Annotated in this window: 23 protein-coding genes and 1 riboswitch; of the genes, 13 read left to right on the plus strand and 10 right to left on the minus strand. The window is 59.1% G+C overall.

Annotation, left to right across the window (positions count from 1 at the left end):
• Positions 1–34: 34 nt before the first annotated feature.
• Genes bioB through bioD form a run of 4 tightly spaced genes read left to right on the plus strand, consistent with a single transcriptional unit; the run spans position 35 to position 3,662 of the window.
• The gene (gene bioB / locus ACMGGU_RS04710) at positions 35–1,075 is read left to right on the plus strand and encodes a biotin synthase BioB (protein WP_008501133.1); all 1,041 of its coding nucleotides are present in this window, start codon (positions 35–37) and stop codon (positions 1,073–1,075) included.
• A complete protein-coding gene (gene bioF / locus ACMGGU_RS04715; RefSeq protein WP_395299893.1) occupies positions 1,072–2,229 on the plus strand; it encodes an 8-amino-7-oxononanoate synthase in 1,158 nt (385 codons plus the stop codon). Before bioB ends, bioF begins: the two co-directional genes overlap by 4 nt.
• Positions 2,213–2,968: a malonyl-ACP O-methyltransferase BioC gene (gene bioC, locus ACMGGU_RS04720; RefSeq protein ID WP_252077400.1), complete on the plus strand. Its 756-nt coding sequence runs from the start codon at positions 2,213–2,215 to the stop codon at positions 2,966–2,968. The genes bioF and bioC overlap by 17 nt, the downstream gene beginning before the upstream one ends.
• Positions 2,961–3,662: a dethiobiotin synthase gene (gene bioD / locus ACMGGU_RS04725; protein WP_074180315.1), complete on the plus strand. Its 702-nt coding sequence runs from the start codon at positions 2,961–2,963 to the stop codon at positions 3,660–3,662. The genes bioC and bioD overlap by 8 nt, the downstream gene beginning before the upstream one ends.
• Here bioD and ACMGGU_RS04730 read toward each other — a convergent pair.
• Positions 3,625–4,347 carry an ABC transporter ATP-binding protein gene (locus tag ACMGGU_RS04730; RefSeq protein ID WP_252077399.1) on the minus strand — a complete coding sequence of 241 codons (723 nt, stop codon included), beginning with the start codon at positions 4,345–4,347 and terminating at the stop codon, positions 3,625–3,627. The two genes, bioD and ACMGGU_RS04730, sit on opposite strands and share 38 nt — an antisense overlap.
• Positions 4,348–5,099: 752 nt before the next feature.
• Between ACMGGU_RS04730 and uvrB the strand changes: the two genes are divergently transcribed.
• On the plus strand, positions 5,100–7,115 hold the full coding sequence (gene uvrB, locus ACMGGU_RS04735) for an excinuclease ABC subunit UvrB (protein ID WP_045909484.1): 2,016 nt from the start codon (positions 5,100–5,102) through the stop codon (positions 7,113–7,115).
• Positions 7,116–7,187: 72 nt separating this feature from the next.
• Here the strand turns inward: uvrB and yvcK are convergent, their stop codons facing one another.
• Complete coding sequence (gene yvcK, locus ACMGGU_RS04740; RefSeq protein WP_048026997.1) at positions 7,188–8,096, minus strand: uridine diphosphate-N-acetylglucosamine-binding protein YvcK; 909 nt, start codon at positions 8,094–8,096, stop codon at positions 7,188–7,190.
• A gap of 225 nt (positions 8,097–8,321) precedes the next feature.
• A riboswitch (molybdenum cofactor riboswitch) is annotated at positions 8,322–8,456 on the plus strand.
• Here yvcK and moaA point away from each other — a divergent pair.
• The 6 genes from moaA (at position 8,444) to ACMGGU_RS04770 (ending at position 11,923) form a co-directional block, all read left to right on the plus strand.
• A complete protein-coding gene (gene moaA / locus ACMGGU_RS04745) occupies positions 8,444–9,433 on the plus strand; it encodes a GTP 3',8-cyclase MoaA (protein ID WP_053076358.1) in 990 nt (329 codons plus the stop codon). (Overlaps the previous riboswitch by 13 nt.)
• Before the next feature lie 24 nt (positions 9,434–9,457).
• Complete coding sequence (gene moaB, locus ACMGGU_RS04750; protein ID WP_045403780.1) at positions 9,458–9,970, plus strand: molybdenum cofactor biosynthesis protein B; 513 nt, start codon at positions 9,458–9,460, stop codon at positions 9,968–9,970.
• A gap of 3 nt (positions 9,971–9,973) precedes the next feature.
• Positions 9,974–10,459, plus strand: a complete 486-nt coding sequence (gene moaC, locus ACMGGU_RS04755; protein ID WP_008501142.1) for a cyclic pyranopterin monophosphate synthase MoaC — start codon at positions 9,974–9,976, stop codon at positions 10,457–10,459.
• Entirely contained in the window at positions 10,452–10,697 is a 246-nt protein-coding gene (gene moaD / locus ACMGGU_RS04760) for a molybdopterin synthase sulfur carrier subunit (protein WP_008501143.1), read from the plus strand. Before moaC ends, moaD begins: the two co-directional genes overlap by 8 nt.
• A gap of 1 nt (position 10,698) precedes the next feature.
• Positions 10,699–11,151, plus strand: coding sequence for a molybdopterin synthase catalytic subunit MoaE (gene moaE / locus ACMGGU_RS04765; protein WP_167212274.1), 453 nt, complete (start codon positions 10,699–10,701; stop codon positions 11,149–11,151).
• Positions 11,152–11,215: 64 nt separating this feature from the next.
• On the plus strand, positions 11,216–11,923 hold the full coding sequence (locus ACMGGU_RS04770) for a Bax inhibitor-1 family protein (protein WP_069719576.1): 708 nt from the start codon (positions 11,216–11,218) through the stop codon (positions 11,921–11,923).
• Between the two features lie 89 nt (positions 11,924–12,012).
• On the opposite strand, the gene ACMGGU_RS04775 is transcribed toward ACMGGU_RS04770, so the two are convergent.
• The 3 genes from ACMGGU_RS04775 to ACMGGU_RS04785 are packed head-to-tail and all read right to left on the minus strand — an operon-like array spanning position 12,013 to position 14,971.
• Positions 12,013–12,975, minus strand: a complete 963-nt coding sequence (locus ACMGGU_RS04775) for a lysylphosphatidylglycerol synthase domain-containing protein (RefSeq protein WP_063621219.1) — start codon at positions 12,973–12,975, stop codon at positions 12,013–12,015.
• Complete coding sequence (gene clsB, locus ACMGGU_RS04780; protein WP_045909491.1) at positions 12,975–14,213, minus strand: cardiolipin synthase ClsB; 1,239 nt, start codon at positions 14,211–14,213, stop codon at positions 12,975–12,977. Before clsB ends, ACMGGU_RS04775 begins: the two co-directional genes overlap by 1 nt.
• Complete coding sequence (locus tag ACMGGU_RS04785; RefSeq protein ID WP_045909492.1) at positions 14,210–14,971, minus strand: endonuclease/exonuclease/phosphatase family protein; 762 nt, start codon at positions 14,969–14,971, stop codon at positions 14,210–14,212. The genes clsB and ACMGGU_RS04785 overlap by 4 nt, the downstream gene beginning before the upstream one ends.
• A gap of 133 nt (positions 14,972–15,104) precedes the next feature.
• Between ACMGGU_RS04785 and ACMGGU_RS04790 the strand changes: the two genes are divergently transcribed.
• Positions 15,105–15,515 (plus strand): YbhQ family protein, encoded by a 411-nt coding sequence (locus tag ACMGGU_RS04790; protein ID WP_325841637.1) that lies wholly within the window; start codon positions 15,105–15,107, stop codon positions 15,513–15,515.
• Here ACMGGU_RS04790 and ACMGGU_RS04795 read toward each other — a convergent pair.
• The 5 genes from ACMGGU_RS04795 to cecR are packed head-to-tail and all read right to left on the minus strand — an operon-like array spanning position 15,477 to position 21,117.
• On the minus strand, positions 15,477–16,583 hold the full coding sequence (locus ACMGGU_RS04795; RefSeq protein ID WP_045909494.1) for an ABC transporter permease: 1,107 nt from the start codon (positions 16,581–16,583) through the stop codon (positions 15,477–15,479). The two genes, ACMGGU_RS04790 and ACMGGU_RS04795, sit on opposite strands and share 39 nt — an antisense overlap.
• 9 nt (positions 16,584–16,592) lie before the next feature.
• On the minus strand, positions 16,593–17,726 hold the full coding sequence (locus ACMGGU_RS04800) for an ABC transporter permease (protein WP_420300284.1): 1,134 nt from the start codon (positions 17,724–17,726) through the stop codon (positions 16,593–16,595).
• A complete protein-coding gene (locus tag ACMGGU_RS04805) occupies positions 17,716–19,455 on the minus strand; it encodes an ATP-binding cassette domain-containing protein (protein ID WP_196352142.1) in 1,740 nt (579 codons plus the stop codon). Before ACMGGU_RS04805 ends, ACMGGU_RS04800 begins: the two co-directional genes overlap by 11 nt.
• Complete coding sequence (gene hlyD, locus ACMGGU_RS04810) at positions 19,448–20,443, minus strand: secretion protein HlyD (protein ID WP_024908726.1); 996 nt, start codon at positions 20,441–20,443, stop codon at positions 19,448–19,450. Before hlyD ends, ACMGGU_RS04805 begins: the two co-directional genes overlap by 8 nt.
• A complete protein-coding gene (gene cecR / locus ACMGGU_RS04815; protein WP_045909498.1) occupies positions 20,440–21,117 on the minus strand; it encodes a transcriptional regulator CecR in 678 nt (225 codons plus the stop codon). The genes hlyD and cecR overlap by 4 nt, the downstream gene beginning before the upstream one ends.
• A gap of 205 nt (positions 21,118–21,322) precedes the next feature.
• Between cecR and rhlE the strand changes: the two genes are divergently transcribed.
• The gene (gene rhlE, locus ACMGGU_RS04820; protein ID WP_045909499.1) at positions 21,323–22,702 is read left to right on the plus strand and encodes an ATP-dependent RNA helicase RhlE; all 1,380 of its coding nucleotides are present in this window, start codon (positions 21,323–21,325) and stop codon (positions 22,700–22,702) included.
• Positions 22,703–22,714: the final 12 nt, after the last annotated feature.

Genomic DNA, 22,714 nt, shown 5'->3' on the forward strand with positions numbered 1-22,714 from the left:
ACCGAAAATTAACAAAACCCTTTGGAGAAGCCCGATGGCTCACCACGCACGCTGGACGATGTCGCAAGTTACTGAATTATTCAACAAACCTTTCCTTGAGCTGATGTTCGAAGCCCAACAGGTGCATCGTCAGCATTTCGATCCTCGCCATGTTCAGGTCAGCACGCTGCTGTCGATCAAGACCGGCGCCTGCCCCGAAGACTGCAAATATTGCCCGCAGAGTGCGCGCTACAAAACCGGTCTGGAGTCAGAGCGCCTGATGGAAGTGGAGCAGGTCCTTGACTCCGCGCGCAAGGCGAAAAACGCTGGATCAACCCGCTTCTGCATGGGCGCGGCGTGGAAGAACCCGCACGATCGCGACATGCCGTATCTGGAGCAGATGGTGAAGGGCGTGAAGGAGATGGGCCTCGAAGCCTGCATGACCCTCGGTACGCTCAACGAAGAGCAGGCGCAGCGCCTCTCGGCCGCGGGGCTGGATTACTACAACCACAACCTCGACACCTCGCCGGAATTTTACGGCAATATCATCACCACGCGTACCTACCAGGAGCGTCTGGATACGCTGGATAAAGTGCGTGACGCGGGGATCAAGGTCTGTTCCGGCGGCATCGTGGGCTTAGGCGAGACGGTGAAAGACCGCGCGGGCCTGCTGCTGCAGCTGGCGAACCTGCCGACTCCGCCGGAAAGCGTGCCGATCAACATGCTGGTGAAGGTCAAGGGCACGCCGCTGGCGGATAACGAGGACGTGGATGCGTTTGATTTTATCCGCACCATCGCGGTGGCGCGTATCATGATGCCAACGTCTTACGTTCGCCTCTCGGCGGGCCGCGAGCAGATGAACGAGCAGACCCAGGCGATGTGCTTTATGGCCGGCGCCAACTCCATCTTCTACGGCTGCAAGCTGCTGACCACGCCTAACCCGGAAGAGGACAAAGACGTTCAGCTGTTCCGTAAGCTGGGGCTGAACCCGCATCAAACCGAAGTGCTGACGGGCGATAACGAGCAACAGCAGCAGCTGGAGCAGCAGATTTTCAATGCCGACACCGACCAGTTCTACAACGCGGCAGCCGTATGACCTGGCAGGCACGTATCAACTCTGCGCTCGACGACCGTCGGGCGGCAGAGGCATTTCGCGTTCGCAGGGTGGTGGAAAACGGCGCGGGTCGTTTTCTTACCCGTGAAGACCAGCGGTTCTGCAATTTCTCCAGCAACGACTATCTCGGGCTGAGCCAGCATCCGGCCATTATCCGCGCCTGGCAGCAGGGCGCGGAGCGGTTTGGCGTGGGCAGCGGCGGATCGGGACACGTCAGCGGATACACCACGGCGCATCAGGCGCTGGAAGAGGAACTGGCTGACTGGCTCGGCTACCCGCGCGCGCTACTGTTTATCTCCGGCTTTGCCGCCAACCAGGCGGTCATCACGGCCCTGATGGGGAAGGCGGACCGCATTGTCGCCGACCGCCTGAGCCACGCCTCCCTGCTGGAGGCGGCAAATTTAAGCCCGGCGCAGCTGCGGCGTTTTGCCCATAACGATGCGGGACAGCTCGCTGCGCTGCTGGATAAACCCTGCGAAGGACAACAGCTGGCGGTCACGGAAGGGGTGTTCAGCATGGACGGCGACAGCGCGCCGCTTGCCGCGCTGCACGAGGCCGCAAAGCGGCAGCATGCCTGGCTGCTGGTCGATGATGCGCACGGCATTGGCGTGATGGGCGACGAAGGGCGCGGGAGCGCGTATCAGCAAAACGTGAAGCCGGAACTGCTGATTGTCACCTTCGGCAAAGGTTTTGGCGTTAGCGGTGCCGCCGTGCTGTGCAGCGAATCCGTCGCCGACTATCTGCTGCAGTTTGCCCGACACCTGATTTACAGCACCAGCATGCCTCCGGCGCAGGCCGTGGCGCTGTCAGCGTCGCTGGCGGTGATACGCAGCGCGGAAGGGGATGAGCGTCGCCAGCGGCTGGCAGAGCATATCGCCCGCTTCCGTCAGGGACTCGCGGCGCTGCCCTTCCGCAGCACCGATTCGCAGAGCGCTATCCAGCCGGTGATTGTCGGTGAAAATGCCCGCGCGCTGGCCCTGGCACAGGCGCTGCGCCAGCGCGGCATGTGGGTCACGGCCATCCGCCCGCCCACCGTCCCACCGGGCACGGCGCGGCTGCGCTTAACCCTGACGGCGGCGCATGAACGACAGGATATTGAGACGTTGCTGGAGGCGCTCCATGATGCCGGTGAATAAGCAGGCCATCGCGGCCGCATTTGGCCGCGCCGCGCAGAGCTATTCGCAGCATGATGAGCTGCAGCGTCTGAGCGCGCAGGGGCTTCTGGCCGCCCTTGGCGAGAACGGTTTTCCACAGGTGCTGGACGCCGGGTGTGGTCCCGGCAGCAACAGCCGCTACTGGCGCGGGGCAGGAAGCCAGGTGACGGCTATCGATCTCTCAGCCCAGATGCTGGAAGAGGCGCGCCAGCGGCAGGCGGCAGATCGTTATCTGCTGGCCGATATCGAGGCGATCCCGCTGGCAGATGCGCAGTATGATCTGGTCTGGAGCCATCTGGCGGTTCAGTGGTGCAGCAGCCTGCCGCAGGCCTTGCGTGAGCTTTATCGCGTGGCGCGACCGGGCGGGAAGGTGGCGTTTACCACCCTGCTGGAAAGTTCGCTGCCGGAGCTGAATCAGGCCTGGCAGGCAGTCGATGAACAGCCGCACGCTAACCGGTTTTTATCGCATGATCAGGTGACGCAGGCGCTGGCAGGCTGGCGCGCTCGCAGCGTGGTGCAGACCATCACACTCAATTTTAGCGATGCGTTCAGCGCCATGCGTTCGCTGAAGGGCATAGGCGCCACGCACCTGCATACCGGACGCGAGAAAAAACCGCTCACCCGCGGTCAGCTGCAGCGCCTTGAGCTGGCCTGGCCGCAGCAGCGGGGTCAATTCCCGCTCTCCTATCAACTTTTTCATGGGATTATCGAACGTGACTGAACGTTATTTTGTCACCGGCACGGACACAGAAGTGGGCAAAACGGTGGCCAGCTCGGCGCTGCTGCAGGCGGCACGGCTGCTCGGGAAAAACACTGCCGGGTATAAGCCCGTGGCGTCCGGCAGCGAGATGACGGCGGAAGGGTTACGCAACACCGACGCGCTGGCGCTCCAGCGTAACAGCACGCGTGAACTCGCCTATTCCGCGGTGAATCCGTACACCTTTGCCGAGCCGACCTCACCGCACATTATCAGCGCCGATGAAGGTCGTCCGATTGATTTCGCTGTGTTGTCTGCCGGACTGCGGACGCTGGAAAATCAGGCCGACTGGGTGCTGGTGGAAGGGGCTGGCGGCTGGTTTACGCCGCTTTCGGACACGCAGACGTTTGCTGACTGGGTGCAGGCCGAGCAGCTTCCGGTCATTCTTGTCGTCGGCGTCAAGCTGGGCTGCATCAATCACGCCATGTTGACGGCGCAGGCCATACAGCAGGCCGGGCTGCGTCTGGCGGGCTGGATAGCCAACGACGTGGTTGCGCCGGGTAAACGACACCTGGAGTATCTGGCGACGCTCAGGCGCGTCCTGCCCGCGCCGTGCCTCGGGGAGATCCCATGGCTTGCTGACGGCGCGGAAAATGCCGAAACAGGACGTTATCTCGATCTCAGCGTTTTGCTTCCCGCGACATCCAGTGAGCGATAAGCTCATCATCCAGTTCGGTAACGTGGCCCTGCGCCACGTTACGCCCGCGATAGAGCATACAGAAACGGTCCGCCACCCGACGGATAAACGACAGCTGCTGCTCCGCTAATAGCACCGTCATCCCTAACTCCCGGTTTAATCGCCCCAGCAGCTGCACCAGCTTCTGGGCAACGCTGTGCCCCGCGCCTTGCAGGGGTTCATCCAGGATCAGCAGGTGAGGGCGGTTTACCAGCGCATTAGCCAGCGCCAGCTGATACTGGTCGTCCGGAGAGAGCGTGTTCGCGCGGGTTTGCCGCACCCCATAGAGCGCCGGAAACAGGTCGTAAACGTCATTTTTCGCCTCCGGGTTAGGTTTCCCCGTCGCCCGCATGGCGATATGCAGGTTCTCCTCAATCGTTAGCTGAGAGAAGATCCGCCTGTCCTGCGAGACATAGCCAATCCCCGGCCCGGAGCGCTGTTCTGACGGCGGGTGGAGCAAATCACGCGGCGGTGCGCCCGCCTCATACCAGATGATGCTGCCGCTTTCGACAGGCACTTTCCCGGCGATGCAATTCATGAGGGTGGTTTTCCCCATGCCCGGCAGACCAACGACGCCTGTACACATCCCTTGCGGAAAATCTAAATCCACATTCCATAGCGTATGTTGACTTCCGTAAAACTGATTCACTGCACGCAGACTCAACATCTTTCTCTCCTTAAAAATGTGTGTAGGTGTGGCTCGTGGATGAATCTGCAAAACCCCTGCCATAAAGCGGAAAGTGGTTAAAAAAGCGACTTTTTTAGGAATAAGTCACAGAAGCGCGGCGGATAAAAACCGGGCTTGCACATCGACGGTGCTGGTGGTGGTGAGTTGTGGTGCAGAGCCCGAAAGGGTGAAAATGTGAGCAAGATCGCATCGGTTGGTTATGAATGACGCAACTGTTAATCAGCAAAAAATAGCTATAAAAATTTTTTGCCGCCGTCTCGTGGGAAAATCCGGGAATTTGCGGAGCGCCAGTCTGTATGGGCTGGAAGCAGTTATCCACTATTCCTGTGGATAACCATGTGCATTAGAGTTAGAAAACACGCGATAAGCGAGAGAAGACGCGGCTTACGCCCAAATTGACGCGAAACGCGGCTTTAGAAAATATCGTTTAGTTTTTAATTGCTTAGATAAAAGCAATTCCCGTCATGAAAGTGTCACCGGTTGCCACAAAACTATCATTACCTGGCTTGACAAATGTTAAAAAAGAAAAAGTTCTGGGGATAACCTGACCTGACTGGTGTTTTATGTTGTCACAGTCCAAATTTTGGTCGCTATCGCGCTAATCATTCAGGCGCTACTCTAAATATCCTGACATGCTACTGGTTTTTCATCCAGTGTTTTTTACTGGCATTCCTGGCAACAAGGAGTAAAATTACTCACCTGCCGCTTATAACGTCATCAGGTTGTCGCCCATGAGTAAACCGTTCAAATTGAATTCTGCTTTCCGTCCATCTGGCGATCAGCCTGAGGCGATCCGTCGTCTGGAAGAAGGACTGGAGGATGGGCTGGCGCACCAGACGCTGCTGGGGGTCACCGGCTCGGGTAAAACATTTACCATTGCCAACGTGATTGCGGATCTCCAGCGCCCAACGATGGTGCTGGCACCCAATAAAACCCTGGCGGCGCAGCTATACGGCGAGATGAAAGAGTTCTTCCCGGAAAACGCGGTAGAGTATTTCGTCTCCTACTACGATTACTACCAGCCTGAAGCCTATGTGCCGAGTTCTGACACCTTCATTGAGAAAGATGCCTCGGTGAACGAACACATCGAGCAGATGCGACTGTCGGCCACGAAGGCGCTTCTGGAGCGTCGCGATGTGATCGTCGTTGCCTCGGTTTCCGCGATATACGGTCTGGGCGATCCGGATCTCTATCTCAAGATGATGTTGCACCTGACGCAGGGGATGATCATTGACCAGCGCGCGATTTTGCGTCGCCTGGCGGAGCTGCAGTACACCCGCAACGACCAGGCCTTCCAGCGCGGCACCTTCCGCGTGCGCGGTGAAGTGATCGACATCTTCCCGGCAGAATCGGACGATATGGCGCTGCGCGTCGAGCTGTTTGACGAGGAGGTCGAACGCCTGTCGCTCTTCGACCCGCTGACTGGACACGTTGAGTCGGTGATCCAGCGCTTCACCATCTACCCGAAAACGCACTACGTGACGCCGCGCGAGCGTATCGTGCAGGCGATGGAAGAGATCAAAGTGGAGCTGGCCGAGCGCCGTAAGGTGCTGCTGGCGAACAATAAGCTGCTGGAAGAGCAGCGCCTGAGCCAGCGTACCCAGTTCGACCTGGAGATGATGAACGAGCTGGGCTACTGCTCCGGCATTGAAAACTACTCCCGCTTCCTCTCCGGGCGCGGGCCGGGCGAGCCGCCGCCGACGCTGTTTGATTACCTTCCGGCCGACGGTTTGCTGGTGATCGACGAATCCCACGTCACGATCCCGCAGATCGGCGGGATGTACCGTGGCGACCGGGCGCGTAAGGAGACGCTGGTGGAATACGGCTTCCGCCTGCCGTCAGCGCTGGATAACCGTCCGATGAAGTTTGAAGAGTTTGAGGCGCTGGCGCCGCAAACCATCTACGTCTCGGCCACGCCGGGCAACTATGAGCTGGAAAAATCGGGCGATGAGGTGGTTGACCAGGTGGTACGTCCGACCGGGCTGCTGGATCCGGTTATCGAGGTGCGTCCGGTGGCCACGCAGGTGGACGACCTGCTCTCTGAGATCCGCGCCCGTTCCGCCATCAACGAGCGCGTGCTGGTGACCACGCTCACCAAGCGTATGGCGGAAGACCTGACCGAGTATCTTGAAGAGCACGGCGAGAAGGTGCGTTATCTGCACTCGGATATCGATACCGTGGAGCGCATGGAGATTATCCGCGACCTGCGTCTGGGTGAGTTTGATGTGCTGGTAGGGATTAACCTGCTGCGAGAAGGTCTCGATATGCCGGAGGTCTCGCTGGTGGCGATTCTGGATGCGGACAAAGAGGGCTTCCTGCGTTCCGAGCGTTCGCTGATTCAGACCATTGGCCGCGCCGCGCGTAACGTCAACGGTAAAGCGATTCTGTACGGCGACAAAATTACCCCGTCGATGGCGAAAGCGATTGGTGAGACGGAGCGCCGCCGTGAGAAACAGCAGCGCTACAACGAAGAACACGGCATTACCCCGCAGGGGCTGAACAAGAAGGTGGTGGATATTCTGGCGCTGGGTCAGAACATCGCCAAAACCAAAGCGAAAGGCCGCGGCAAGGCGCGTTCAGTGGTGGAAGAAGATACCGTCGTGCTGACGCCAAAAGCGCTGCAGCAGAAAATCCACGAGCTGGAAGGACAGATGATGCAGCACGCGCAGAACCTGGAGTTCGAAGAGGCGGCGCAGATCCGCGACCAGCTTCATCAGCTGCGGGATCTGTTTATCGCGGCATCGTGAGTAAAGCGTTGTTTTCTCCCTCTCCCCTTGGGAGAGGGCCGGGGTGAGGGCATCAGGCCTCACAAAACGAATCTAACCCAGCGCCTGAATCGCCTTCTCCAGCGCCTCGCGCAGCAGATGGCGGTCGTGGCGATACTTGATGTCTGAGGCCTCCAGCGGCTCCTGCACCACCAGACGATCGCCGATACCGGATACATCCACCTTCGGCCCCACCACCACGCCGTCAATGATCTTCTTACCGACGTAATGCTCCATCAAATTGAGTTTATCCGCCAGCGACAGGCTTGCGGCTGCCGGGCTCAGTTCACGCCCGAGGTTACCAATGTAAACCATTGGCGCCGGGGTGCGGCGCAGCGCCTGCGCCAGCTCTTTCACCAGCAGGATCGGCATCAGGCTGGTGTAAAAGCTGCCCGGGCCGATCAGAATTAAATCCGCGTCGCCAATTGCTTCTACGGCTTCACGCGTCGCCGGCACGCTCGGGTAAGTCATCAGCTCTTTGGGCGGCAGCAGAAGCTGGTCAATATTCACCTCGCCGTAAACTTCATGCCCTTCGGCGTCGATGGCCATCAAGTCAACCGGTTGTTCAGACATGGGGATCAGAAATGCGTCCACTTTGAGCAGATTACGGATCAGATTGATGGCTTCGAGAGGCCTTACGCTCAGGTGATCCAGCGCCTTTAACATCAGATTTCCGAGGTTATGTCCGGAAAGTTCGCCATTGCCGCCAAAACGGTACTCAAACATCGCCGACGCGACGCTCGGCTCGGTAATTAACTGGTTCAGGCAGTTGCGCATATCGCCCCAGGCAATACCGCCTTCGGCACGTCTGATCCGCCCGGTTGAGCCGCCGTTGTCGGTGGTGGTCACTATCCCTGTCAGCCTTGAGCCGAGTGACGACAATGAGGACATGACGCGGCCCAGGCCGTGGCCTCCGCCAAGAGCGACCACTCGGTCAAGATCCGCAAAAGTGCGATTGCGCATACGTATTCCTTATCACGTTCGATCGCGTAACAGTAACCTAACTACCCCTAAAAGACGATGCCTCACCCGATGCAAAATGACGTATATCAATGTGAAAGTGCGGTTTTTAGGTATTCTGTAGCGAAAATGGGCGAATGATTCGCTATATACATAGTTATATAGCGAAAAGCGACAATGGCGCTGTCCGAATTTCCGCGCTACTATCGCCCTAACCACGTTTTCAACATTGAAAACATACACTCTAGCCCTTGTGCCTGTGTCGAAAGATATGGCGCTCTGGCCGTGGCGAATTTGCCACCAGGGTACAGAAAGAAATGACTGTGCCTCCCGTATCTGGAAAGGTGTACATGGCTTCACAACTTACTGATGCTTTCGCGCGTAAGTTTTATTACTTACGTCTGTCGATTACCGATGTGTGCAATTTCCGTTGCACCTACTGCCTGCCCGACGGCTACAAACCGGGCAGCGTCACCAATAACGGCTTTCTCTCCGTGGATGAAGTGCGCCGCGTCACGCGCGCCTTCTCTGAACTCGGCACCGAAAAAGTGCGCCTTACCGGCGGTGAACCCTCGCTGCGACGCGATTTCCCCGACATCATTGCCGCCGTGCGTGAAAATGAACGTATCCGCCAGATTGCGGTGACCACCAACGGTTACCGTATGGCGCGCGACGTGGCCACCTGGCGCGATGCGGGCTTAACCGCCATTAACGTCAGCGTGGACAGTCTGGACGCCCGCCAGTTTCACGCCATTACCGGCCAGGATAAATTCCAGCAGGTCATGGACGGTATCGATGCGGCATTTGCGGCCGGCTTCGAAAAAGTCAAAGTCAACACGGTGCTGATGCGTGATGTAAACCATCACCAGCTCGATACTTTCCTGGCGTGGATCAAAACTCGCCCCATTCAGCTGCGTTTTATTGAGCTGATGGAAACCGGCGAGGGCAGCGAGCTGTTTCGCCGCCATCACATCTCCGGCATGGTGCTGCGCGACGAACTGCTCAGGCGCGGCTGGATCCACCAGATCCGCCAGCGCAGCGACGGTCCGGCACAGGTCTTCTGCCATCCTGATTATGAAGGCGAGATCGGGCTTATCATGCCTTACGAGAAAGACTTCTGTGCCAGCTGCAACCGCCTGCGCGTCTCTTCCGTGGGCAAACTCCATCTCTGCCTGTTCGGCGACGGCGGCGTGGACCTTCGCGATCTGCTGGAAGACGATGCGCAGCAGGACGCGCTTGAAGCGCGCATTTCTGAAGCACTGACGCATAAAAAACAGACCCACTTCCTGCATCAGGGCAATACCGGCATTACTCAGAACCTGTCTTACATCGGCGGGTAACCAGTCTTAAGAAGGAATCAGAAGATGAGTCAGGTCAGCGCAGAATTTATCCCGACACGCATTGCGATCCTTACCGTTTCCGACCGCCGTGGCGAAGAGGATGATACCTCCGGCCACTGGCTGCGCGAGGCGGCCCATGACGCGGGGCATAACATTGTTGATAAAGCGATCGTGAAGGAGAACCGCTACGCCATTCGCGCGCAGGTCTCGCAGTGGATCGCCAGTGATGAGGTGCAGGTGGTGCTGATCACCGGCGGCACCGGCTTTACCGCAGGCGATCAGGCGCCTGAAGCGCTGCTCCCGCTGTTCGACCGCGAGGTGGAAGGCTTCGGCGAGGTGTTCCGCATGCTCTCCTTTGAAGAGATTGGCACTTCCACGCTGCAGTCGCGCGCCGTTGCCGGGGTGGCGAACAAAACCCTGATTTTCGCCATGCCGGGCTCGACGAAAGCCTGCCGCACCGCGTGGGAAAACATCATCGCCCCGCAGCTGGATGCCCGTACCCGTCCGTGTAATTTCCATCCCCATTTAAAGAAATAAGCTATGTCACAACTGACCCACATTAACGCCGCTGGCGAAGCGCATATGGTTGACGTCTCCGCCAAAGCGGAAACGGTGCGCGAGGCGCGCGCGGAAGCGTTCGTCACCATGCTGCCGGAAACGCTGGCAATGATTATCGACGGCAGCCATCACAAGGGTGATGTCTTTGCGACCGCGCGCATCGCGGGTATTCAGGCCGCCAAGCGCACCTGGGATCTCATTCCGCTGTGCCATCCGCTGATGCTGAGCAAGGTGGAGGTAAACCTGCAGGCCCAGCCGGAGCACAATCGCGTGCGGATTGAATCGCTGTGCCGCTTAACCGGTAAAACCGGCGTGGAGATGGAGGCGCTGACGGCGGCTTCCGTTGCCGCGCTGACCATCTACGACATGTGCAAAGCGGTGCAGAAAGACATGGTGATTGGCCCGGTTCGCCTGCTGGCAAAAAGCGGCGGCAAATCCGGTGATTTTAAGGTGGACAGCCATGATTAAGGTGCTCTTTTTTGCGCAGGTGCGCGAGCTGGTCAATACCGACAGCCTGACGCTGGATGCCTCTTTTGAAAACGTTGCGGCTCTGCGCGCGCATCTGGCGGCACAGAGCGACCGCTGGGCGCTGGCGCTGGACGAAGGCAAGCTGCTGGCCGCCGTTAACCAGACGCTGGTGGAGCTTACCCATCCGCTGAAGGCCGGGGATGAAGTGGCCTTCTTCCCGCCGGTGACAGGGGGTTAAGATGGCTGAAACCCGAATTCTGGTAAGTCCCGAGCGTTTTAACGTGGGGACCGAATACAGCTGGCTGGCGGAACGCGATGAAGACGGCGCGGTCGTGACCTTTACCGGCAAGGTGCGTAACCATAACCTCGGTGACAGCGTGAAGGCGCTGACGCTGGAGCATTATCCCGGCATGACGGAAAAATCGCTGGCGGAGATTGTGGACGAGGCGCGAGGCCGCTGGCCGCTCGGGCGCGTCACGGTGATTCACCGCATCGGCGAGATGTGGCCTGGCGAGGAGATTGTCTTTGTCGGGGTGACCAGCGCCCACCGCGGCAGCGCGTTTGCCGCAGGGGAGTTCATTATGGATTTCCTCAAAACCAAAGCCCCGTTCTGGAAGCGCGAAGCCACGCCGGAAGGCGACCGCTGGGTAGAATCTCGCGACAGCGATAAGCAGGCCGCCAGTCGTTGGTAGTCGGTTTACGTGGATGTGTTACTCTTAACGAGTGTGTCTACTTAATCTTAATCAGGAGTGAATCATGGACCGATTTCCGCGTTCCGATTCAATAGTACAGCAGACCCGTAGCGGCCTGCAGACGTATATGGCTCAGGTGTACGGCTGGATGACGGTTGGCCTGCTACTTACCGCGTTTATCGCGTGGTATGCGGCGAACACGCCGGAGCTGATGATGTTTATCTTCTCCAGCAAAATCACCTTCTTTGGGCTGATTATCGCGCAGCTGGCGCTGGTGTTTGTGCTTTCGGGTCTGGTGCACAAGCTGAGTGCCGGCATGGCAACGACCCTGTTTATGCTCTATTCGGCGCTAACGGGGCTGACGCTTTCCAGCATCTTTATCGTTTACACCTACTCATCCATTGCCAGCACCTTCGTGGTCACCGGCGGGATGTTCGGTGCGATGAGCCTGTACGGTTACACCACGAAGCGCGATCTGAGCGGTTTCGGCAGCATGCTGTTTATGGGGCTGATTGGGATTGTGCTGGCGTCACTGGTGAACCTGTGGCTGAAGAGCGAAGCGCTGATGTGGGCCGTGACCTATATCGGGGTGGTGCTCTTCGTCGGGTTGACGGCTTATGACACGCAGAAACTGAAAAACATCGGCGAGCAGATCGACGTGCGCGACAGTTCAAACCTGCGCAAATACTCGATTCTGGGCGCGCTGACGCTCTATCTGGACTTCATCAACCTGTTCCTGATGCTGCTGCGAATTCTTGGCAACCGTCGTTAAGATTGCTTTGCCGGGTGGCGGTTTCGCCTTACCCGGCCTACGAAGCGCGAACCGTAGGTCGGGTAAGGCGAAGCCGCCACCCGACTTATTCACTTCGCTAGCATCCTCTCATTCTTCGCCCGCAGCTTTTTCGCCCGACTTTCCAGCACCAGATAGCAGATCGTGGCCAGCGCCAGCGGCAGGAAGTAATACAGCATGCGGTACGCCAGCAGGGCGGCGATAATCGTTCCCTGAGAAACATGCTCCCCGGCCAGCAGGGCAATAAACACCGCCTCCAGCACGCCGATCCCCGCCGGAATATGCACAATCACCCCGGCAATACTGCTCACCAGCAGCACGCCCAGCACGAAGAAGTAGTTTACGTCCTCGCCGATCAGCAGCCAGATGATGGCTCCCATCGCCATCCAGTTGGCGCTGGAAACCGCCATCTGCAGCACCGCAAACTTCCACGAGGGCAGGACCAGCTTTTGCCCTTTAATGGTCATATGACGGCGTCTGGCAAAGGCGCAGGCCCACAGATAAACGGCGATAATCAGCAGCAGTACGATGCCCAGAATCCGCAGCGTGGCCTCATCGATATACCAGTGCGCGGGCAGTTGCACCACGCCGATGGTGAAGATCACCCCGCCGAGCAGAATATAGCCCAGCCAGTTGGTGGTAATGCTCAGGGAAAAAATGCGCGTGATGGTCCCGCCCGGCAGCCCGAGCCGCGAGTAGAGGCGATAGCGCATGCCAATCCCCCCGACCCAGGTGCTCAGCGTCAGGTTAAAGGCGTAGCAGATAAACGACACCAGCATTACCTGACGTTTGGCCAGCTTGTGGCCGCAGTAGGCCCGACCCAGCAGGTCATAGCAGCCGTACATCAGGTAGCTTACGATAACCAGCCCCGTCGCGCCCAGCAGCACCATCCGGTTATAGTTGCGGATAACCTTCCACACCTCTTCCCAGTCCACTTTCTGCGCGTAGACCACCAGCAGCACCGCGACGGCAATAAAGAATACCCAGGTGAGGATCTTTTTTGCCAGACGCCAGCGTGGATGCGATTTTGACATCAGGGTTTGCCTCCATCTTCCGCTTCTATGCGGTCCTGGGTTTCCATTTCGGGTTGTACCGGCGGGTCCACCTGCGCCAGCTTCGGCGTATGCGCCGGCAGCCAGCCGACCATCGCCGGGAAATGCCGCAGGAAGTGGAACACCACCACGCTGATGCCCAGGTTCCACCAGGTGCGTTTGGGAACCATAGACTCATCCACGCGCACGCAGTCGTTAACGATCAACGCCTGCAGGTTATCCCGCAGGGTCTGGTTAAACTGGCGGTCGTGAATGATCAGGTTGGCTTCAAGGTTAAGCGACAGGCTCAGCGGATCGAGGTTGCTGGAGCCCACGGTGGCCCAGTGATCGTCCATCAGCGCGACTTTGCCGTGCAGCGGCCGACGGCGGTATTCGTAGATCTGGACGCCGCCCTTCACCAGGTAGTTGTACAGCAGCCGCGCCCCGACTTTGACGATCGGCATATCCGGCTCGCCCTGCACGATCAGCTTCACGCGCACGCCGCGACGGGCAGCATTGCGCATGGCATGCAGCAGGCGATAGCCCGGGAAGAAGTAGGCGTTAGCGATAATCACTTCGCGCTTGGCGTTGGCGAGCATCTTAAGGTAGTGACGTTCAATATCGTCCCGGTGCTCGCCGTTGTCGCGCCAGACGAAAAGCGCCTGTGCTTCACCGGGCTTCCGGTTCTCCTCCGGGCGATGGCGGCGTCGCCACCAGCGGCGAACGGCCTCTTTCCCCGGCAGGTTCTCCAGCTCAAACAGCAAAATGTCCTGCACCACCGGGCCTTCAATGCGAATGGCGTAATCCTGCTTCGCTTCCGGGCCGTAGTCGGACATATGCTCAGCGGAGTAGTTAATGCCGCCGACAAACGCCACCGTCTCATCCACCACCACAATTTTGCGGTGCATCCGGCGGAAAAGGTTGGTACGCATGCCGAACAGGCGAGGGCCGGGATCGTAGTAGCGGAACACCACCCCCGCGGCGGTCAGTTCATTGACGAACGCATCGCTAAGGTCCGGCGAGCCGTAGCCATCCAGCAGCACTTCAATTTTGACGCCGCGCTGGGCGGCGCGCAGCAACACGCTGTGCAGCTGCTTGCCGACGTTGTCTTCGAACCAGATAAAGGTTTCGAGGATCACCTTCTGCTGGGCGTGATCAATCGCCTTAAACACGGCCGGGTAATACTCGTCCCCGTTGACCAGCAACGTGATCCGGTTGCCTTCCTGCCAGGAACATTTCATAGGTGGATCTCCGCGCTGAGCGGGGCATGGTCGGAAAGATGCCGCCAGTTGAGGAGCGCCAGGGCGGTCGGGCTGCTGGCATGGGCATTTTTTACGTAGATGCGGTCAAGCCGCAGCAGCGGGAAACGGACTGGAAACGTGCGCGCAGGCCTGCCGTTCGCCCGGGTGAAAATTTCCTCCAGTCCGGCCTCCACCTTCAGGGGGTGGTTTGCCCGCTGGCGCCAGTCGTTGAAATCGCCTGCCACGACAACAGGTTCACCGTCAGGCAGCGCGTTGGCCCATCCGGCCAACATTTTCAGCTGTGCCTGACGATGGGCTTCGCGCAGGCCCAGGTGAACGCAGCCGACGTGGATGGGCAGCTCAAGGTCGGGCGGGGTAATGCGGCAGTAAAGCAGGCCGCGTTTTTCGCTCTCCCCGACGGAAACGTCGCGGTTCTCGTAATGTTCAATGGGGTAGCGGGACAGCACCGCGTTGCCGTGATGCCCTTCCGGATAGACCGCGTTGCGGCCGTAGGCATAATCACTCCACATGGTGTCGGCCAGAAATTCATAGTGCGGCGTGTCGGGCCAGTTCTCAAAGTGAAGCGGATGCACTTCGTGTGCACCCATCACCTCCTGCAGGCAGACAATATCCGCGCTGACGGTGCGCACCGCGTCGCGCAGCTCCGGTAAAATGAAGCGGCGGTTAAATGCTGTGAAGCCTTTATGAATGTTTATCGTCAGCACTTTAAGCGAGAAATGCTGCATTTTTTTCGTCATAAGCTCCTTCCTGAGTGACTATCCCAATGAAAATAAAGTGTAGTCGGCGTCACAAAAAGATGCGGCGTTACGGAATTTTCCGTAAAGTGCGGTAGTCTGATTAAGCAGAGAAAAATCCTTCAGGAGAGAAGCCATGAAGTGGCAACAACGTGTTCGTGTCGCAACTGGCCTGAGTTGCTGGCAGATAATGTTGCATTTACTGGTCGTGGCCGTACTGGTGATGGGCTGGATGAGCGGCACGCTGGTGCGTGTTGGCCTGGGGCTATGCGTCCTTTACGGCGTCACCGTGCTGTCGATGCTGTTCTTACAGCGCCACCATGAAGCGCGCTGGCGTGAGGTGGGTGATCTGCTCGAAGAGCTCACCACCACCTGGTACTTTGGTGCAGCGATGATTGTCCTGTGGCTGCTGTCACGCGTCCTGCAGAACAACCTGCTGCTGGCCCTGGCGGGTCTGGCTATCCTCGCAGGGCCTGCGGTGGTCTCGTTGCTGACCAAAGAGAAAAAGCTACGCGATGTTGCGTCTAAACATCGCGTACGCCACTGAGCCCGTCGTGGCCGCGATGACCAGTAGCGGCCACAAACTTCCCCAGACAATATCCAGACTCGCATCCTTCAGATAGATCTGCTTGGTGATATCCGTAAAGTGTCGTATCGGGTTTATCCACGTTAGATCCTGGAGCCACACCGGCATATTCTCGACGGGTGAGACGTACCCCGAGAGCAGGATCGCGGGCATCATAAAGACGAATACCCCGATAAACGCCTGCTGCTGCGTCGAGCAGAGTGCGGAAATCAGCAGCCCAAACCCCACCAGCGACAACCCGTAAATCACCATCGTGAAGTAAAACAGCGCCAGCGATCCGGCGAACGGGATCTGGTAGGCCCAAATTCCCACCCCCAGCACGATGGTGGCCTGGAAGGTCGCGACAATCAGTGCCGGCACCGCTTTGCCGACGAAAATTTGCCAGGTGGCGAGCGGGGAGACCAGCAGCTGATCCAGCGTGCCCTGTTCGCGCTCGCGGGCGACGGAGAGGGAGGTGACGATCATCACCCCGATGGTGGTGATCATGGCGATCAGCGACGGCACCACAAACCACTTGTAGTCCAGATTCGGGTTATACCAGTTGCGCACCACCAGTTCGCTGTTGTTGGGCTTCGGTTTGCCGTCCATCAGCTCCTGCTGGTAATCCTTCACGACCTGCTGCAGATAGTTGGCCGCGATCTGGGCGCTGTTGGAGTTGCGTCCGTCGAGGATCAACTGCAGCGGCGCGGTCTGGAAGGTATCCAGATTGCGGGAGAAATCCGCCGGGAACCGCACCAGCAGCAGCGCTTTTTGCGTGTCGATGGTAGGCTGGATCTCCTGCGGGCTTTTCAGCAGCAGAATGTGGGTAAAGGCTTTCGCGCGGGCAAAACGCTGCGTCAGTTCAACAGCGTGTTTGCCGTTGTCTTCGTTGTAAATGGCGATGGTGGCGTTGGTCACCTCCAGCGTGGCGGCAAACGGGAACAGTAAAACCTGGATCAGCACCGGCAACACCAGAATGGCGCGGGTTTGCGGCTCGCGCAGCAGGGATTGCAGCTCTTTGCGTATTAATGTCCATAAACGGTGAAACATGGGCGCTCCTTAATCTAACCGCCGTTTGGTTTTCATCCACGTTAACCCGATAAACATCGCCGCAGACGCCAGTAAAAACAGCGTGTTGACGATCAGCACCACCGGAATATTCCCTGCCAGGAACAGGCTCTGCAGCGTGCTCACAAAGTAGCGCGCCGGAATCACGTAAGTCACGGCGCGGATCACGGCAGGCATGCTGTCTATCTGGAAGATAAAGCCGGACAGCATAATCGACGGCAAAAAGGCGGCGTTGAGGGCCACCTGGGCCGCGTTAAACTGGTTGCGGGTGATGGTGGAGATGAGCAGCCCCATCCCCAGCGTGCTGAGTAAAAACAGGCTGGTGATAAAGAACAGCACCACCAGCGAGCCGCGATACGGCACGCCGAGGATAAAGACGGACACCAGCATGCAGAGCAGCATCGCCAGCATGCCGAGGAAGTAGTAGGGAATAAGCTTGCACAGCAGCAGCTCGACGCGCGTCACTTCGGTTGAAAGCAGCGCCTCCATAGTGCCGCGCTCCCACTCGCGGGCGATCACCAGCGAGGTCAGAATCGCGCCAATGACCGTCATGATAATCGTCACCGCGCCCGGAATAATAAAGTGCTGGCTGATGGCGGCGGGGTTAAACCAGTAGCGCGTCTGCACGTCGATCAGCGGTTTAAATTCTTCACCCCGATCTTCCGCCCGCTGCATCTGCCAGAGCTGCCAGATCCCCTCCGCGTAGCCCTGCACGAAGTTCGCGGTGTTCGGCTCGCTGCCGTCGGTGATCACCTGGATCGGCGCATCGGTATTCACCCGCGCCATATTGGCGGCAAAATCCACCGGAATGACGATCAGACCGCGAATTTTCCCGGCCTGCATCTTCTGGATCAGCTCCTGACGATTGTCGCTGATGGTGGCGTCAATGTAGGGCGAGCCGGTCATGGCGTGGGTGAAGTCCAGCGCCTCCTCGCTCTGCTGCTCCAGCAAAATCCCGACCCGCAGCTTGCTGGAGTCCAGGTTAATGCCGTAGCCAAAGATAAACAGCAGCAGCAGGGGGATCACCACCGCAATCAGCCAGCTGCTGGGGTCACGCACGATCTGCCGCGTCTCTTTTATGCACAACGCGCGCACCCGGCGCCAGGAAATGGCGTTACTGCGCATGGGCATTCTCCTTATCCCAGTCGTGGATGAGGGTGATAAACGCCTGCTCCATGGTCGGGTCCGGGACCTCATCGTCGGCGGCCTGGTTTTTCAGGTCGTCCGGGGTACCGTGAGCAATCAGCTTGCCGCGATACACCAGCCCGATGCGGTCGCAGTACTCCGCCTCGTCCATGAAGTGGGTGGTCACCATCACGGTCACCCCTTTTTCCACCATGCTGTTGATATGCAGCCAGAACTCGCGGCGGGTGAGGGGATCAACGCCGGAGGTCGGCTCATCCAGAAACAGAATATCCGGCTCGTGCATCAGCGAGCAGGCCAGCGCCAGCCGCTGCTTAAAGCCGAGCGGCAGTTCGTCGGTGGCGTGAGAAGCAATCGTCGTTAACCCGAAGGCGTCGCTCATGCGGCGGATCTTCTCGTTCTGCGCCCGTCCGCGCAGGCCATACACGCCAGAGAAAAAGCGCAGATTCTGCTCGACCGTCAGGTTGCCATACAGCGAGAACTTCTGCGCCATATAACCCAGATGCTGGCGCGCCTTGCCGGAGCTGACCTTCAGATCCATATCCAGCACCAGCGCTTTGCCGGACGTCGGCACCAGCAGGCCACACATCATCTTAAAGGTGGTCGATTTTCCCGCGCCGTTCGGTCCAAGCAGGCCAAAAATCTCGCCGCGTTTTACCGCGAAATTGACGTTATCGGTGGCGGCGAAATCCCCGAACTTTTTGGTGAGGGATTTGGCTTCGATCACCGTTTCGCCCGGCGTGCCGTCCACCGTGTGCAGGATTGCGCCAAGCGGCGACTCGGACGTCCCCGCGCCACCCAGCAGGTCAATAAACGCATCTTCGAAACGCGGCGCCGTCTCTTCCATGTCGATCTCAGGCATGCCGGGGGCCTGGCGAATATCGTCGACGGTGGCCTCTTTTTTGAGGATCACCCGCACCGAGCGGCCCTGAATCATCCCGTCGCTGACCTGCGGCAGCCTGAGCACCCGCTGCAGCAGCGAGCGGTTGGACGCCTGCGAGCTGTGCAGCAGGAAGCTGCGCCCGGCCATGCTCTGCGTCAGCGTCGTCGGCTCGCCCTGATAAAGCAGTTCGCCTTCGTTCATCAGCAGCACGTCCCGGCACTGTTCCGCTTCGTCGAGGTAGGAAGTGCTCCAGAGGATCAGCATCCCGTCGCCCGCCAGCTCGTGTACCATCTGCCACAGCTCGCGGCGCGATATCGGGTCGACGCCCACGCCGGGCTCGTCCAGCAGCAGCACTTTTGGCTCGCCCACCAGCGTGCAGGCCAGCCCCAGCTTCTGCTTCATCCCACCGGAAAGCTTGCCCGCCAGCCGGTCAGTGAACGGGCCGAGGGAGGTAAATTCCAGCAGGCGGGCGAAGGTCTTCTGTCGGGCTTCGCCGGTGACGCTGCGCAGGTCGGCGTACAGGTTCAGGTTTTCCATCACCGTCAGATCTTCATACAGGCCAAACTTCTGCGGCATATAGCCGAGCATGGCGTGGAGCGCGCCGTCATCTTTTATCGGGTCAAGGCCCAGCACGCTGGCCGAGCCTTCATCCGGCTTCAGCAGCCCCGCCAGCATGCGCATCAGCGTGGTCTTTCCCGCACCGTCCGGGCCGACCAGGCCGGTGACATAGCCTTTCTGGATGGTGCAGTTCAGCGGCGCGACTGCCGGTTTGTCCATCCCTGCGAAGCGTTTGACCAGATTGTTGAGCTGAATAACCGCATCATTCATGTCGTTCCCCGCTGTTCACTTTTACGGTGACGGGCATGCCCTGGCGCAGGGCGTCATCCGCATCAGTCACGATGATGCGCAGGCGATACACCAGGTCGGTACGCAGGTCCGGCGTTTCTACTGTTTTCGGCGTGAATTCGGCGGTAGGGGAGACAAAGCCCACCTTGCCGTGATACGGCTTGTCCGGGCGACCGTCGGTATAGAGCAGCAGCTCGCGGCCCGGCTGCATCTGGCCGAGATTAGGCTCATCAATGTAGGCACGTACCCAGACCGGGCGGGTCAGGGAGAGGGTTAACACGGTGCTGCCCGCGCTGAGCATGCTGCCCGGCTCCACGGCGCGGGTCATCAGCGTGCCGTCAGACGGCGCGATGAGCGTGGTGTCGTGCAGATCCAGCTCCGCCTGGGCCAGTTGCGCCTGCGCCTGTTCAAGGCTGGCTTTCGCCTGAGCGATATCCTGCGGGCGGTTACCGGTGTGGTACTGGCTTAATTTATCCTGCGCGGATTTCAGCGTTGCCTGCGCCTGGTCGCGGGAGGAGCGCGCATTTTCCAGGTCATTCGCGGAAATGGTTCGGCTTTTCCACAGCCCCTGCTGGCGAGCGTAGAAGTTCTGCGCGTAGTCATAGGCCGCCTGCGCCTGTTTGACGGCCGCAGCGGCCTGAGCGATCTCTTCGTCGCGATAGCCGGCCAGCATCAGGTCATACTGTGCCTGCGCAACGGAGACGCCCGCTTTGGCCTGCAGCAGCGCATTTTCATAGGGCGCTTTGTCCAGCATCCCCAGCGTCTGCCCGGTTTTAATGGCATCGCCTTCGTCAACGCTCAGCGCGGCGAGACGGCCGCCGACGCGGAAGCTCATGTTCACCGTGCGAATATCCACGTTACCGTACAGCGTCAGGCCTTTATCCTGATGGCTCTGGTACCACAGCCATCCACCGACGCCCGCGGCAAGCAAAACAACAACCACCAGAATGATGGCGACAGGTTTTTTCATGACTTCAGGCTCCTTTGCGTTAAGCCTTGCAGGATCAGATCGAGATGACAGGCGATCACCTCACCGATCTGCGCGGCTTTATCCTCATCAAATTGTGTCCAGCCGGTGCGTAACAGGATGGTTTCCCGGCCCAGACGGAAGGCAAGGATTTCACCCAGCAGGGCGTGGGTATGCAAAATTGTCGCGGTATCGTTGGCATCCCGCCCGGTATAGGCGGCGATCAGCCGGGTCAGGTGGGTATGCATCGGGGCAATGACCCGATCGTGTACCCGCTGATAGGCGGCAGTGGGGGAGAGCTGCTCGCGGGAGATAAACTTGCTCAGGTTGAGCGTATCGTCGTGGGTCAGCACGCGGATCATGTTGTGGCAGGCATTGAGGATCAGCTGGCGGATGGCCTCGCGATCGGGTGACGGCTGGCTAAGCAGCGCGGTGGCCTCCTCGACGTGAGGGTGAAACTGCGTGCCGATAAAATCGGCAATCCACTCGGCGCAGGCGAGATATAAATCCTCTTTTGAGCCAAAATAGTAGGTAATCGCCGCAATGTTTTGCCCGGCCAGCGCGGCGATATCGCGCGTGGTCGCATGCAGCCCGTACTCACCAAACTGCGCCAGCGCGGCGGCAATAAGCTGGTTTTTGGCCTGTTCACCTTTGGTTGTTGTGGGTGTTGTATTCATGGCGGCATTAAAAATTAATCAATCGATTGATTAAGATTATGCCTGATTCACGCTTACGTCGAGGGAACGCAGAGGGATATTTTATGCGCCACGTCACAAAAGCTGCTACACTCCGCCCCTTCGCGACATTGTGGTTTTTGTCCTCCTAATTGTTATATCTCCCTGAAAACTACACCTGTGATGGTCGGGGCGGTTCGGAGTTTTTATGTCTTTTGATTCCCTTGGCCTGAACCCGGAAATTCTGCGCGCGATCGCAGAGCAGGGCTACGTTGAGCCAACCCCAATCCAGCAGCAGGCAATTCCTGCCGTTCTTCAGGGCCGTGACCTGATGGCCAGCGCCCAGACCGGCACCGGTAAAACCGCGGGCTTTACGCTGCCGCTGTTAGAGCTGCTGGTAAAAAACCAGCCGCACGCCAAAGGCCGTCGTCCGGTTCGTGCGCTGATCCTCACCCCAACCCGCGAACTGGCCGCGCAGATTGGCGAGAACGTGCGTGACTATAGCCGCTATCTCAACATTCGCTCGCTGGTGGTGTTCGGCGGTGTCAGCATCAACCCGCAGATGATGAAGCTGCGCGGCGGCGTGGACGTGCTGGTGGCAACGCCGGGCCGTCTGCTGGATCTGGAACACCAGAACGCGGTGAAGCTGGATAACATCGAAATTCTGGTGCTGGACGAAGCCGACCGCATGCTCGACATGGGCTTTATTCACGATATTCGCCGCGTGCTGGCCAAGCTGCCGCCGCGTCGTCAGAACCTGCTCTTCTCCGCGACCTTCTCCGACGAGATCAAGGCGCTGGCGGAAAAGCTGCTGCATAACCCGCTGGAAGTGGAAGTGGCGCGCCGCAACACCGCCTCTGAGCAGGTGACGCAGCATGTTCACTTTGTTGATAAAAAGCGCAAGCGCGAACTGCTCTCCCAGATGATCGGCCAGGGTAACTGGCAACAGGTGCTGGTCTTTACCCGCACCAAGCACGGCGCGAACCACCTGGCGGAACAGCTGAATAAAGACGGCATCCGCAGCGCGGCGATCCACGGCAACAAGAGCCAGGGCGCGCGTACCCGTGCGCTGGCGGACTTCAAGTCTGGCGACATCCGCGTGCTGGTGGCAACCGACATTGCTGCCCGTGGCCTCGATATTGAAGAGCTGCCGCACGTGGTGAACTACGAGCTGCCAAACGTGCCGGAAGACTACGTGCACCGTATTGGCCGTACCGGTCGTGCGGCGGCAACCGGTGAAGCGCTCTCTCTGGTTTGCGTGGACGAGCACAAGCTGCTGCGCGATATCGAACGTCTGCTGAAGAAAGAAATCCCGCGTATCGAAACCCCGGGGTATGAAGTGGATCCGTCGATCAAAGCCGAGCCGATTCAGAACGGTCGCCAGGGCGGTCGCGGTCAGGGCGGCGGTGGTCGCGGTCAGCAGCCGCGTCGTGCCGAAGGCGGCGCGCCGAAGTCAGCGGGCAAACCGCCGCGTCGTAGCAACGACAGCAAACCGGCCGGTGACAATCCGTGGCGCAGCGGCGAAGGCAAGCCGGCAGGAGAAGGGCAGCGCCGACGCCGCCCGCGCAAGCCTGCTAACCCGCAGTAATCTGGAAGCCCG

It is taken from the genome of Enterobacter sp. BNK-8 (assembly GCF_048685095.1).
Taxonomy (GTDB): Bacteria; Pseudomonadota; Gammaproteobacteria; order Enterobacterales; family Enterobacteriaceae; genus Enterobacter; species Enterobacter quasiroggenkampii.

Excerpts from the sequence above, each read along its gene's own strand:
- bioB (WP_008501133.1), top strand. The coding sequence starts at position 35 with ATGGCTCACCACGCACGCTGGACGATGTCGCAAGTTACTGAATTATTC.
- bioF (WP_395299893.1), top strand. The coding sequence starts at position 1,072 with ATGACCTGGCAGGCACGTATCAACTCTGCGCTCGACGACCGTCGGGCG.
- bioC (WP_252077400.1), top strand. The coding sequence starts at position 2,213 with ATGATGCCGGTGAATAAGCAGGCCATCGCGGCCGCATTTGGCCGCGCC.
- ACMGGU_RS04730 (WP_252077399.1), bottom strand. The coding sequence starts at position 4,347 with ATGTTGAGTCTGCGTGCAGTGAATCAGTTTTACGGAAGTCAACATACG.
- uvrB (WP_045909484.1), top strand. The coding sequence starts at position 5,100 with ATGAGTAAACCGTTCAAATTGAATTCTGCTTTCCGTCCATCTGGCGAT.
- yvcK (WP_048026997.1), bottom strand. The coding sequence starts at position 8,096 with ATGCGCAATCGCACTTTTGCGGATCTTGACCGAGTGGTCGCTCTTGGC.
- moaA (WP_053076358.1), top strand. The coding sequence starts at position 8,444 with ATGGCTTCACAACTTACTGATGCTTTCGCGCGTAAGTTTTATTACTTA.
- moaB (WP_045403780.1), top strand. The coding sequence starts at position 9,458 with ATGAGTCAGGTCAGCGCAGAATTTATCCCGACACGCATTGCGATCCTT.
- moaC (WP_008501142.1), top strand. The coding sequence starts at position 9,974 with ATGTCACAACTGACCCACATTAACGCCGCTGGCGAAGCGCATATGGTT.
- moaD (WP_008501143.1), top strand. The coding sequence starts at position 10,452 with ATGATTAAGGTGCTCTTTTTTGCGCAGGTGCGCGAGCTGGTCAATACC.
- moaE (WP_167212274.1), top strand. The coding sequence starts at position 10,699 with ATGGCTGAAACCCGAATTCTGGTAAGTCCCGAGCGTTTTAACGTGGGG.
- ACMGGU_RS04770 (WP_069719576.1), top strand. The coding sequence starts at position 11,216 with ATGGACCGATTTCCGCGTTCCGATTCAATAGTACAGCAGACCCGTAGC.
- ACMGGU_RS04775 (WP_063621219.1), bottom strand. The coding sequence starts at position 12,975 with ATGTCAAAATCGCATCCACGCTGGCGTCTGGCAAAAAAGATCCTCACC.
- clsB (WP_045909491.1), bottom strand. The coding sequence starts at position 14,213 with ATGAAATGTTCCTGGCAGGAAGGCAACCGGATCACGTTGCTGGTCAAC.
- ACMGGU_RS04785 (WP_045909492.1), bottom strand. The coding sequence starts at position 14,971 with ATGACGAAAAAAATGCAGCATTTCTCGCTTAAAGTGCTGACGATAAAC.
- ACMGGU_RS04790 (WP_325841637.1), top strand. The coding sequence starts at position 15,105 with ATGAAGTGGCAACAACGTGTTCGTGTCGCAACTGGCCTGAGTTGCTGG.
- ACMGGU_RS04795 (WP_045909494.1), bottom strand. The coding sequence starts at position 16,583 with ATGTTTCACCGTTTATGGACATTAATACGCAAAGAGCTGCAATCCCTG.
- ACMGGU_RS04800 (WP_420300284.1), bottom strand. The coding sequence starts at position 17,726 with ATGCGCAGTAACGCCATTTCCTGGCGCCGGGTGCGCGCGTTGTGCATA.
- ACMGGU_RS04805 (WP_196352142.1), bottom strand. The coding sequence starts at position 19,455 with ATGAATGATGCGGTTATTCAGCTCAACAATCTGGTCAAACGCTTCGCA.
- hlyD (WP_024908726.1), bottom strand. The coding sequence starts at position 20,443 with ATGAAAAAACCTGTCGCCATCATTCTGGTGGTTGTTGTTTTGCTTGCC.
- cecR (WP_045909498.1), bottom strand. The coding sequence starts at position 21,117 with ATGAATACAACACCCACAACAACCAAAGGTGAACAGGCCAAAAACCAG.
- rhlE (WP_045909499.1), top strand. The coding sequence starts at position 21,323 with ATGTCTTTTGATTCCCTTGGCCTGAACCCGGAAATTCTGCGCGCGATC.